Here is a 12,402-nt window from a genome sequence, read left to right as displayed (position 1 = left end):
AAATTAAGGTATCTTAAACCAAGCAAAAATAAAACATTTTTTTTTATTAACAATGAATTCCTTCCAAATCTAACAAAAAGACATATTCTAAAGCCACTTCTTTTAAGCTTTCAAATCTGCCAGAAGCGCCTCCATGTCCAGAATCCATATCTATATGGAAAAGTAATTTATTTTTATCCCTTTTAAGCTCTCTAAGTTTTGCTACCCATTTTGCAGGCTCCCAATATTGCACCTGAGAATCATATAAACCTGTTGTAACCAGCATGTTTGGATAAGTTTTTGCCTCAATATTGTCATAAGGTGAATAGGATTTCATGTAATTATAATATTCTATAATATTAGGATTACCCCATTCATCGTACTCCCCTGTTGTTAATGGAATGGTATCATCAAGCATAGTTGTTACCACATCTACAAAAGGTACGGCAGCTAAAACACCATGATATAATTCTGGATTCATATTTACTACAGCTCCAACCAATAAACCACCAGCCGAAGCCCCGTAGGCATACAAATGCTTATTTGAGGTGTATTGTTGTTCTATTAAATATTTTGAACAATCAATAAAATCATGAAAAGTATTGAGCTTTGAGAGTAGTTTGCCATTTTCATACCATTGTCTGCCAAGATACTCACCTCCTCGAACATGAGCAATGGCATAAATAAACCCTCTATTTAGTAAGCTCAACCTAATTGACGAGAAAGAAGGATCAATTGTAGAACCATATGAGCCATAGGCATAAAGGAGTAATGGATTTTCGCCATTTAAGCTGATTCCTTTTTTATACACCAATGAAATAGGTACTTTCACTCCATCTCTGGCTATTGCCCATATCCGTTTGGATTCATAATCCTCCTTATTAAAATCATCTCCTAAAACTTCTTGTTCCTTTTTGACCTCACTGGATTTAGTATAGAAATTATAGTCAATTACAGAACTTGGAGAGGTTAATGAATTAAAACCATACCTTAAAACGTCACTATCAAAATCCGGGTTGTTACCAATATAAGTCGTGTAGGTTTCTGTTTCAAATGGTAAAAAATAATCTTCCTTTCCATCCCAACTCATAATTCTTAATTTATTTAAGCCATTTTCACGTTCGTTAATCACTAAATAATCTTTAAATATTTCAATATCTTCAATTAAAACATGATCTCTATGAGGTATTACCTCTTCCCAAAACTCCTTTTTAGTTTTATTTTCTTCGGTTTTCAATAGCTTAAAGTTCTTGGCGCCGTCACTATTAGCAATAACATAAAAATGATCATTATAATGGGCAATACTATAATCTAATTCCCTCACTCGTTTTTGAAATATCTTAAATTTTGCATTTGGGGTATTGGCATTTAATATTCTATACTCTGAGGTTAAAGTACTGGAAGAACCTATGATAATATATTTTTTAGATTTCGATTTATAAACAAAGGTATTATAGGTTTCATCCTTTTCATGAAAGACGACTTTATCTTCTTTTGAATCTGTGAATAAAGAATGCTTTAAAATTTTATGAGAACGCAAAGTAACTTCATCCTTCATACTATAAAATAAAGTGGCATTGTCATTGGCCCAAACGGCACTTCCAGTGGTGTTTAAAATTATGTCTGAATAAATTTCACCTGTGACTAAATTTTTGATTTGAATAGTATATTGCCTTCTGCTCACAGTATCTGTTGAAAAACAAGCCATTTTATTATCTGGACTTATGGCAATACTTCCCAAATTAAAATAAGTATGATCCTTTGCCATCTCATTACAATCAAACAGGATTTCTTCAGCAGCTTCTAAAGTTTCTTTTTTACGAATATAAATAGGATAATCCTTTCCCTGTTCATAACGCGTCATATACCAATACCCATTTAACTTATAAGGAACTGAAGTATCGTCTTCCTTTATTCGGCCTTTCATTTCTTCAAACAGCGCTTTTTGAAAGTCTTCAGTATGCGCCATCATTTCCTTAGTATAGGCGTTTTCAGCATTTAAATATGCTATAACTTCGGGGTTTTCCTTGTCATTTAACCAATAATAATCATCAATCCTAATATCATTATGAATTTCTAGAGTCTTTGGTATTTTATTAGCTTTTGGAGGCTTAATTGTTTTTTTCAAAGGAATTATTTGTTATAGAATATTATGTCCCAAAAATATAAAAATTATATAGTTTTGTAATGAATTAAAAATTATAAAAATATGTTTGGAGATATGATGAATATGATGGGAAAATTAAAAGAAACCCAAAAGAAAGTTGAAGACACTAAAAAAAGATTAGATACGGTTCTAATTGATGAAAAAAGCACTGATGAAAGGTTAAAAATTACCTTAACAGCCAACCGGACCATTAAATCTATTACTATAGATGAAGATTTATTAAAAAACAAAGAAGAACTAGAAGATTATTTAATATTGACGCTTAATAAAGCAATAGAAAAAGCGACTAAAGTAAACGAAGCAGAATTGGCTGCCGTAGCCAAAGAAGGATTGCCAGATATACCAGGAATGGATATGTTTAAGTAAAATTAAATTAGATTTTTTAAAACCTTCAGAACTTTTTCATGCATGTCATCCGTATAATCTAAGTGGGTTACTATACGCAGTTTATTACTTCCCATACTAATAATTAAAATATTGTGTTCCTTTAATTTTTGCGTAAAATCTGCTTCTTTAATCGTGTTGTTTAATTCAAAAATAACAATATTGGTTTCCACAGGTTCAACCACCTTGATATAAGACAACTCAGATAAAAGCTTTTCAAGTTCTTTTGCCTTTTTGTGATCTTCTGATAGTCTTTCTATATGATTCTCTAATGCGTAAAGTCCGGCGGCCGCCAAATAACCCACCTGACGCATATTACCACCAAATATTTTTCGAATACGAATAGCATTTTTCATAATTCCTTCATCACCAATGAGCACAGAGCCTATCGGGCAACCTAGACCTTTGCTTAAACACACCGAAATGGTATCAAAGACTTGACCGTATTGTTGTGGACTTTCTTTTTTAACAACTAAAGCGTTCCAAATACGAGCGCCATCTAAATGGAACCCTAAGTTATTCGCTTTACAAACTTCTTTTATTTTTAATATTTCACTAAAATCCCAACAGGCACCACCTCCTTTATTCGTTGTATTCTCAATTTCAACCAAGCTTGTCTGACTGTAATAAAAAGCATCTGGATTAATAGCTTCAACTACTTGGCTTGCAGTAAACATGCCTCTATGACCATCTAAAAGCCGGCAGGACACCCCACTATTAAAGGAGGCACCACCAGATTCATAATTATAGATATGCGCATATTTATCGCAAATAACTTGTTCCCCAGGATTGGTATGTAGCTTAATAGCTGTTTGATTTGCCATAGTACCAGAAGGAAAAAACACAGCTCTTGATTTTCCAAACATTTTAGCCAATCTTTTTTCTAACTGATTTACCGTAGGGTCCTCACTAAACACATCATCACCCACTTGAGCTTGCATCATAGTTTCCAACATGTATTTTGTTGGTTTTGTTACCGTATCACTTCTTAAATCTATGATCATAAATTATATTTGCTAGTAAATCTATAAAATTAAAATAACATTTACTTTTCTCTAAATCTTTAAATCTTATTTTTACAAAAAATTCTTATTAATGATAACTTCAGATCAGATCAAATCTCTTAATACCCGCCTTGATAAACTAAGGCACTATCTTTGACGTAGATGCTAAACTTATAGAAATTCAAAACGAAGAAGAGCAAACTTTTGCTCCAGATTTTTGGAATGATTCAAAATCTGCTGAATTAATAATGAAATCATTACGTGTTAAAAAAAAATGGGTTGAAGATTATAATAAATCCAAATCACTTTTAGAAGACCTTGAAGTTCTTTATGAGTTTTATAAAGAAGGGGAAACTTCAATGCCAGAGGTAGAAGAACAATATAACAAACTCTATACACTTCTTGAAGATATTGAGTTTAAAAATATGCTTTCAGAAGAAGGCGATAGTTTGAGTGCTGTATTACAAATAACGGCAGGTGCAGGTGGTACCGAAAGTTGTGATTGGGCCAGTATGCTCATGCGTATGTACTTGATGTATGCCGAAAAAAGTGGTTTTAAAGTCAAAGAATTAAACTTTCAGGAAGGTGATGTAGCCGGTATTAAAACCGTGACTTTGGAAATTGAGGGCGATTTTGCCTTTGGTTGGTTAAAAGGTGAAAATGGTGTTCACAGATTAGTGAGAATCTCCCCTTTTGACAGCAATGCCAAACGTCATACCAGTTTTGCTTCAGTTTATGTCTATCCATTGGTTGATGATACTATAGAGATTGAAATCAACCCAGCAGATATTGAAATTACAACAGCGCGTTCCAGTGGTGCTGGTGGGCAAAATGTCAATAAAGTAGAAACTAAAGTTCAGTTAACTCATAAACCTACAGGCATTCAAATTCAATGTTCAGAAACACGTTCACAGCACGATAACAGATCTCGAGCTATGCAAATGTTAAAATCACAACTTTATGAAATTGAACTTCAAAAGCAATTAGCACAACGGGAGGACATTGAAGCTGGCAAGATGAAAATTGAATGGGGAAGTCAGATTCGCAATTATGTCATGCAACCTTATAAACTGGTAAAAGATGTGAGAACCGCTCATGAAACCAGTAATGTTGATGCTGTTATGAATGGTGATATTGGCCCCTTTTTAAAATCCTATTTAATGATGATGGGTCAAAAAGAAGAGGATAATTCATTGTAATTTTTGTAATAACAAATAAAAAACAAAATCATGATAAAAATATATCACAACAACAGATGTGGAAAATCTAGAGCAGGATTAAAATTATTGGAAGATTCAGGGAAAGAGTATCGAGTCATAAATTATCTTGAAACCGTCCCAACATTTGAAGAATTAAAAAAAATTATTGATATGTTGGGAATTAGACCAATTGAGCTTGTTAGAAAAAACGAAACTATTTGGAAAGAAAATTTTAAAAACAAAACGCTATCTGATGAAGAGATTATAGATATTCTGCTTAACAACCCTAAGTTAATAGAAAGACCTATTGTGATCAATGAAAACAGAGGGGTTGTTGGCAGACCAACAGAAAAAATTCTTGAAATCCTCTAATTAAATAATTAAGATTATTTTTTGTTTAATCTTTTTGGTTTTTCTTTTAACATAAAATTAACCGCTGGCTTTTAAACTTTAAGGTAATTTTGTAGTCTAAAGCTAAAAATTAATAATGTTTAGGTATTTCATCATTACTTTAATTGCCATATTTTTATCTCATTCTGTAAATTCTCAATCATCAGTTGATAATTCTAAATTTCCAAATGCAGAGAACTTGATTAAAATTAGTTCAGCTACTCCAAACGAAACTGAAACCGAAAACTCATTAAATAACTTGCTTAATGACGTTATTATAACTGGTTCTGTTTTTGACAATGAAACCAAGGAGCCACTTGAATATGCTACAGTAAGCTTTTTTGATAGACTTGAAAATAAAATTCAAACGGGTGGTATTACAGATGCCAAAGGCCACTTTAAAATTTCTGTAAAAGCTGGTGTGTATGACATAACGATTGAATATATTTCTTATAAAAAGCAAACGATTAAGAATAGAATACTCACTCAAGATGAAAATCTTGGTAATTTTTATTTGGATATCAACTTAGAAGCATTAAAAGCAGTTGAAATAATTTCCGAAAGAACTACGGTTGAATTAAAACTGGATAAAAAAATATATAATGTTGGTAAAGATTTAACTGTGAGAGGTGGAACGGTTAGTGATGTTTTAGATAATATCCCATCCGTATCTGTTGATGTAGAAGGAAATGTTGCTTTACGCGGGAATGATAATGTTCGCATTCTAATAAATGGCAAACCGTCTGGTTTAGTAGGTCTTAATTCAACTGATGCTTTACGCCAATTGCCAGCAGAATCAATAGAACGCGTGGAAGTTATTACGTCTCCATCTGCTCGTTATGATGCCGAAGGTACAGCAGGAATTTTGAATATTATACTCAGAAGAAGTAAACTTCAAGGCTTAAATGGTGCAATAACATTAAATACTGGGTTTCCCTTATCTGCAGGGGCTTCTGGAAATATTAATTACCGTACGGGCAATTTTAATTTTTTCAATACGTCGAGTTACAATTACAGAGAATCACCTGGTAAATCTACTACTAATACTGAATATTTTAACGCTGACGCCCCAAGTACATTTTTAAATGAATATAGAGATTTTGATAGAAAAAGTAAAGGATTCAGCACTAATACTGGAGTTGAATGGTATATCAATGATACGGCTTCTTTAACAACATCATTAGTTTACAGAGATAGTAATAATGAAAGCGAAACCACTAATTCAATTATAGAACTTGACCAAAATGGTGGGCTGTTAAATCAATCCTATAGATTCGATCCTGAATTGGAAGATGATAAAACAATCCAATATTCTTTAAATTTTGATAAACAATTTGACGGTAACTCAGAACACAAACTAACATTTGATTTTCAAATTGAAAATAGTAAGGAAGACGAAAAATCAGTCATATCTCAAGATGGGGATGAGGCAGAAAGAGTTGAAACACTAGAAGAACAAAACAGGGTATTACTTCAAACAGATTATATTTTGCCATTAGGTGATGTTAGTCAGTTGGAGTTTGGTTATAGAGGTAATTTTAATGAATTAGATACCGACTATACTTTAGAATTTAGAGAGAATGGTGATTATATTTTAGACACTAATGTCAGTAATAATTTAATCTACACAGAACATGTTAATGCTGTATATTCACAGTTTGGGAGTAAGATAAAAAATAAGTTTTCTTATCTTTTAGGGTTGAGAATGGAGCAAACAAGAATTAAAATTGATCAAGTAACAAGCGGGGATTATGAGGCAAAGAACTATTTAGGATTATTTCCAACCATAAATTTAGGTTTTGAAATTAACGAAATGCAATCAATTACTCTTGGATATAATAGAAGGATAAGTAGACCAAGATCCCGTTTTATTAATCCTTTTCCATCAAGAAGTAGTGCTACTAATCTATTCCAAGGAAACCCCGATATAGATCCTAGTTATTCTAATCAAGTCGATTTAGGTTATTTAAACAAGTTTGGAAAACTCACGCTAAACTCTTCTATATATTATACACATGCTACTGATGTGTTTACATTTATTACTGAGGATACAGGTGAAACTGTCATAATAGGTGGTACAGAAGTACCAGTCATAAGACGTTCTCCAATTAATTTAGCTACAAACGACCGTTTTGGTTTTGAGTTTACACTTACGTATCGGCCAAATAAAAAATGGAATGTTAACGGAAACCTGAATCTCTTTCAATCAAAAACCAGAGGAGATTATAATGGAACCAATTTTGATGCAGACAACTTAAGTTGGTTTGCTAGAATTAATAGCAAATATACCTTGCCAGGGAATATAGACTGGCAAACACGTATCTTCTATATGGGTCCCAGTGAAGATGCTCAAAATAAAAACAAAGGCATGCTTTCTACTGATTTAGCATTTAGTAAAGATCTTTTTAATGAAAGAGCTTCTTTAGCTTTTAATGTTAGTGATTTGTTTAATACTAGAAAACGCCAAACAACTTCCACTACACCTACTTTTAAATCTTATAGTGAATATCAAAGGAGACAACGCAGTTTTAACTTGTCTTTCACTTATAGATTTAACCAGAGTAAGAAACGAGATCGTGATAATGGTCAACGTGGAAATGGTGGAGACGACTTTGATATGGAAGGTTAAGCTCAAAAATATAAGAATTAAAAAAGGAAGCAAAATGCTTCCTTTTTTTTATATATGAATAATATTATACAAATAATTACTTCTAATCCTTAGCTTTTCTTTCAGCTCTTATTTCTTTAATACGTTCTATTGATGAACCCACAATCCAATAAGGAATTACAAAGGTTATTAAAAAAATCATTAACCAAAAACCGATAGTTAAAATGGTTAAAAATGCTAAAAATCCTAAATATTGTTCAAATGTAAACATAATTGTAAGTGCCTTTTTAAAAATATGAAGCAAATATAATGTAAAGCAAGTATTTATACAAAACTATACATAAGATTTATTAACATAATTATTCAAAAGTATTCCTTCTTATTAAACAATAAAAACCAACATATATCATAATAAAATTTCTGAAAACTATTAACTTTGTAATTCAATTTTTAATCACTACTCTAATGAAATTCAGAATAGAAAAAGATACTATGGGTGAAGTAAAAGTCCCTGCCGATAAACTTTGGGGGGCACAAACTGAGCGTTCAAGAAATAATTTTAAAATTGGTCCTTCTGCGTCCATGCCTTTAGAAATTATTTATGGTTTTGCTTATCTTAAAAAAGCGGCGGCTTTTACTAATTGTGAACTTGGGGTTTTACCTATTGAAAAACGAGATTTAATTGCTCAGGTATGCGATGAGATTTTGGAAGGACAACATGATGATCAATTTCCGTTAGTGATTTGGCAAACCGGATCAGGCACACAAAGTAATATGAATGTGAATGAAGTTATAGCCAATAGAGCACAACAACTGGCCGGGAGAATTGTTGGTGAAGGTGAAAAAGTGATTCAACCTAATGATGATGTCAATAAATCACAATCATCAAATGATACTTTTCCAACAGGAATGCATATTGCGGCTTATAAAAAAGTAGTTAAAACAACCATTCCTGGTGTAAAACAATTAAGAGATACATTAAAGAAAAAGTCTGAAGCTTTTAAAAATGTGGTTAAAATAGGAAGAACCCATCTCATGGATGCCACGCCTTTGACTTTAGGACAAGAACTTTCTGGTTATGTAGCACAGTTAGATCATGGATTAAAGGCTTTAGAAAACACATTATCACATTTAAGCGAGTTGGCCCTTGGTGGAACGGCAGTAGGAACCGGTTTAAACACGCCTAAAGGCTACAGTAAACGCGTTGCTGAATATATTGCTAAATTCACTGAATTACCTTTTGTTTCAGCTCCTAATAAATTTGAAGCACTGGCAGCTCATGACGCCTTAGTAGAAACTCATGGAGCCTTAAAACAATTAGCAGTATCACTAAATAAAATCGCCAATGATATCAGGATGATGGCCTCTGGACCACGAAGCGGCATTGGTGAAATTTCTATTCCTGCTAATGAACCAGGTAGTTCTATAATGCCAGGAAAAGTAAATCCTACACAATGTGAAGCCTTAACTATGGTGTGTGCTCAGGTTATAGGAAATGATGTGGCTGTTTCTGTTGGTGGTTTGCAAGGTCATTATGAATTGAACGTTTTTAAACCTGTAATGGCGGCCAATGTTTTACAATCTGCTCAATTAATTGGTGAGGCCTGTATGAGTTTTGATGAGCATTGTGCAGTAGGTATTGAACCTAATTATGATGTTATAACAAAACTTTTGAATAATTCATTAATGCTTGTTACGGCACTTAATACAAAAATTGGTTATTACAAAGCGGCTGAAATTGCTAATACAGCGCATAAAAATGGAACTACTTTAAAAGAAGAAGCTGTTAAATTAGGTTATGTAACTGCTGAAGACTATGATGCTTGGGTGAAACCTGAAGATATGGTAGGAGGATTAAAATAAAGTTCTTAAAGTTATAAAAAAAAACCTCGCAAATTTATTGCGAGGTTTTTTGTTAATGTATCAGAGCTATTAATTTCATTAATGCCGTTTACAATTAACTATATCATTTTTTAATAAATATATTCGTGTAAAACCAGTTGCCTTCTGCATTTTGTTCTGCTGAGACGTCAAAATTGCTAAAATCACCTTCTATGTTTTCTCTATGCGAGGCGCTCTTTAACCATGCATCTACCACCGATGCGGCCTTAGTATAACCAAAAGCCACATTTTCTGATACTACTTTAGCGCCAGCATTAGCCTTTAAAAAATTACTTCTTTCAAAAAAATTATCATGAGAAACCTCGTTTTCAATAACCATATGTTCCGTATGTGAATAGGCCTGAGATTTAATTAAATCCATATTTTCCATAGGATTTAATCCAATACTTAATCTATGATTATTAATTAATGCTAAGATTTCTATTTCTATAGATTTAGTTTCAGGAACAACAAGTGCTTGAATCATTGCTTCTGCATTTTCATCGATGTTGTCTGTAGAACAAGAAAAACTGAATACAGCTAAAAACACCAATAACGGTAGTTTGGTTAATAATTTCATGACAAAGTAGGTTAAACTTGGTTTTTTAAAATTAAACCTCTAGTCAGGAAATAAGTGTTAAGGAAATGTTAAATTCGATTAAAAACATACGTTTTGTCGTATTTATATGTTTTTTATCGATAAAATGCGTCTGTGAAAATTAAAATAGGATTATCATCAAATCAATTATGGGGATAATCGATCTACTTTCCATGAATAATCATCTTGAAGTAAAAATCTAATTCTATCATGTAATCGATTGGGTCTTCCCTGCCAAAACTCGAATTCAACAGGTTTAACAATGTAACCACCCCAAAAAGGCGGTCTTGGAATTTCCTTTCCTTGATACTGCAATTCAAGTTCGGATAGTTTACTCTCTAAAAATTCTCTGTTTGCTATAATGTCGCTTTGTCTTGAAACAACAGCGCCTAATTGACTTCCTCTTGGACGGGATTCAAAATAGCCATCACTTAAATTCTCTGCAATTCTTTCAGCGCTTCCTTTAATAATTATTTGACGTTCTGCAGCATGCCAAAAAAACGAAATACAGACATTAGGGTTCTGCTCAATCGCCTTTCCTTTCTCACTTTCATAATTGGTATAAAAAATAAAACCTTCAAAAGTATATCTTTTCAGCAACACTACCCTGTTCTTTGGATAACCATCTAAACCTATTGTAGAAAGTGTCATAGCATTTGTTTCATCAATTTCAAAATTGGAATCCACTTCATAAAACCACTTTTGAAATAATTCCATAGGATTATCACCTATATTACTTTCAATGAGTTGTTTTTTTTCGTATGATTTTCTATAATTGCCTAAATCTTTATCCATACTAAAGTCTAATTAAATAAATTTAATAATATCTTTTTCAAATTTACATAAAATGCTATTTGTGGAGTCTACTCGTTAATAATAACTACTATTATTATTTTAAAAACTTTAATTTATATGCTGCTAACAGCAAACGAACAATCTTTATAAGTTTTTAATCAAATTCAAAAAATTTACCATCTTCAGCTAAATGAACATTTTCAAAAACCGTTTGAGCTTCTAATTTAAAATCATTTAAATCGTCATATCGTGTGGAATAATGACCCAAAATGAGTGCGCCTACATTGGCCATTTTAGCAATATTTGCGGCTTGTTTAGCGGTGCTATGCTTGGTTGGCTCTGCCAGGCTCTCATGTTTTTCTAAAAAGGTAGATTCATGATAGAGAACATCAACACCCTTAATTATAGGAACTATGCTTTCATTATATGCTGTATCACTACAAAAAGCATAACTTTTAGGTTTTGGAGGTGAAAAAGTGACACTTTCATTTTTTATAATAGTTCCTTCCTCATTTTCCACATCAAAGCCTTGCTTCAGTTTTCTATAATAAGCAACATCAATATGACTTTCTTCTGCAGCCTGAACATCTAATTTTCGTTCTCCTTCTTTTTCTTTAAATAAAAAACCATTCGTATATACGCGATGTGTTAAGGGTATAGTATAAACTTCAACTTCTTCATCTTCATAAATTAATTCAGATTTATCAGAAACCAATTCATGAAAAATAAGCTTATAGTTGGTCCATGAATCTGCTAATTTCATTTGAAGTGTAATGACTTCTTTGATGCCTTTAGGACCATAAATATGAAGATCTGCTTCTCGTGTTAAGAGTCTGAATGTCGAAATTAAACCAGCTAACCCAAAAAAATGATCACCATGTAAGTGTGAAATAAAAATATGCTTAATTCTATTGAATTTTATTTTATGTTTTCTGAGCTGAACTTGAGTTCCTTCACCACAATCAATTAAAAACATATGATTATTAATTTCCAGAACTTGCGAAGTGGTATTTGTCAAAGCTCTTGGGGTTGCACTATAGCAACCTAAAATAGTTAACTTCATATTAAAACCCTAAATCCCTTTCTATCTCTTCCATTTCGATAATATCATAAGCCTCTTGTAAAGTGGGCACTACAACTATCTCATCAGGAGTTTTATCTATATCAACTTGATCAGTAACAATTACAAAAGAAAGCTTAGATTTTTTATGTGCAGATGAAATCTCTGAAAACTCAAGGATATCCTCTATATTCAGTTTGTTCAAACTAGATAGGTTGACAATTACATTATCGTTTTTTATTTTCGAGTGACTGTCTTGGATTTTTTTTATAAGTTCTACTATAGTGGCTTTCTCTTGGGTAATTATAGAAATATTTCCGTCTTGATCTAAAATCAT

The 12,402-nt window shown here is 32.3% G+C and carries 12 protein-coding genes; 5 read left to right on the top strand and 7 right to left on the bottom strand.

All coding sequences use genetic code 11. From position 1 onward, the window contains the following. Window positions 1-46: 46 nt before the first annotated feature. The gene (locus V8G56_RS10665; protein WP_395438437.1) at window positions 47-2,107 is read right to left on the bottom strand and encodes a S9 family peptidase; all 2,061 of its coding nucleotides are present in this window, start codon (window positions 2,105-2,107) and stop codon (window positions 47-49) included. 81 nt (window positions 2,108-2,188) lie between these two features. On the opposite strand from V8G56_RS10665, the gene V8G56_RS10660 reads away from it, so the two are divergent. After that, the gene (locus V8G56_RS10660) at window positions 2,189-2,512 is read left to right on the top strand and encodes a YbaB/EbfC family nucleoid-associated protein (protein WP_395438436.1); all 324 of its coding nucleotides are present in this window, start codon (window positions 2,189-2,191) and stop codon (window positions 2,510-2,512) included. A 2-nt stretch (window positions 2,513-2,514) separates the two neighbouring features. Here the strand turns inward: V8G56_RS10660 and V8G56_RS10655 are convergent, their stop codons facing one another. After that, window positions 2,515-3,534: a threonine aldolase family protein gene (locus tag V8G56_RS10655; RefSeq protein ID WP_395438435.1), complete on the bottom strand. Its 1,020-nt coding sequence runs from the start codon at window positions 3,532-3,534 to the stop codon at window positions 2,515-2,517. A gap of 91 nt (window positions 3,535-3,625) precedes the next feature. On the opposite strand from V8G56_RS10655, the gene prfB reads away from it, so the two are divergent. The 3 genes from prfB (at window position 3,626) to V8G56_RS10640 (ending at window position 7,752) form a co-directional block, all read left to right on the top strand. Then, window positions 3,626-4,733, top strand: a protein-coding gene (prfB, locus tag V8G56_RS10650) for a peptide chain release factor 2 (protein ID WP_395438434.1) whose coding sequence is annotated in 2 segments (ribosomal slippage) — window positions 3,626-3,688 and window positions 3,690-4,733 — 1,107 coding nt in all. Because the reading frame shifts where the segments join, the coding sequence is not laid out codon by codon here. Between the two features lie 30 nt (window positions 4,734-4,763). Then, window positions 4,764-5,105: an arsenate reductase (glutaredoxin) gene (gene arsC, locus V8G56_RS10645; RefSeq protein ID WP_395438433.1), complete on the top strand. Its 342-nt coding sequence runs from the start codon at window positions 4,764-4,766 to the stop codon at window positions 5,103-5,105. Window positions 5,106-5,220: 115 nt separating this feature from the next. Next, window positions 5,221-7,752: a TonB-dependent receptor domain-containing protein gene (locus V8G56_RS10640; protein WP_395438432.1), complete on the top strand. Its 2,532-nt coding sequence runs from the start codon at window positions 5,221-5,223 to the stop codon at window positions 7,750-7,752. 82 nt (window positions 7,753-7,834) lie between these two features. Here the strand turns inward: V8G56_RS10640 and V8G56_RS10635 are convergent, their stop codons facing one another. Continuing rightward, window positions 7,835-8,002, bottom strand: a complete 168-nt coding sequence (locus tag V8G56_RS10635) for a hypothetical protein (RefSeq protein ID WP_395438431.1) — start codon at window positions 8,000-8,002, stop codon at window positions 7,835-7,837. Window positions 8,003-8,196: 194 nt separating this feature from the next. Between V8G56_RS10635 and fumC the strand changes: the two genes are divergently transcribed. Beyond that, window positions 8,197-9,594: a class II fumarate hydratase gene (gene fumC / locus V8G56_RS10630; RefSeq protein WP_395438430.1), complete on the top strand. Its 1,398-nt coding sequence runs from the start codon at window positions 8,197-8,199 to the stop codon at window positions 9,592-9,594. 103 nt (window positions 9,595-9,697) lie between these two features. On the opposite strand, the gene V8G56_RS10625 is transcribed toward fumC, so the two are convergent. From V8G56_RS10625 to V8G56_RS10610, 4 genes are all read right to left on the bottom strand, one after another. Beyond that, complete coding sequence (locus V8G56_RS10625) at window positions 9,698-10,192, bottom strand: CAP domain-containing protein (protein WP_395438429.1); 495 nt, start codon at window positions 10,190-10,192, stop codon at window positions 9,698-9,700. 165 nt (window positions 10,193-10,357) lie between these two features. Then, the gene (pdxH, locus tag V8G56_RS10620) at window positions 10,358-11,005 is read right to left on the bottom strand and encodes a pyridoxamine 5'-phosphate oxidase (protein ID WP_395438428.1); all 648 of its coding nucleotides are present in this window, start codon (window positions 11,003-11,005) and stop codon (window positions 10,358-10,360) included. 154 nt (window positions 11,006-11,159) lie between these two features. After that, window positions 11,160-12,068 (bottom strand): ribonuclease Z, encoded by a 909-nt coding sequence (locus V8G56_RS10615; RefSeq protein WP_395438427.1) that lies wholly within the window; start codon window positions 12,066-12,068, stop codon window positions 11,160-11,162. A gap of 1 nt (window position 12,069) precedes the next feature. Beyond that, window positions 12,070-12,402, bottom strand: coding sequence for a ribonuclease Z (locus tag V8G56_RS10610; protein WP_395438426.1), 333 nt, complete (start codon window positions 12,400-12,402; stop codon window positions 12,070-12,072).

The sequence above is a fragment of the Gaetbulibacter aquiaggeris genome, from assembly GCF_044003965.1.
In the GTDB taxonomy this organism is placed as follows: domain Bacteria; phylum Bacteroidota; class Bacteroidia; order Flavobacteriales; family Flavobacteriaceae; genus Yeosuana; species Yeosuana aquiaggeris.
This window is presented reverse-complemented; position numbering and strand designations above follow the sequence as displayed.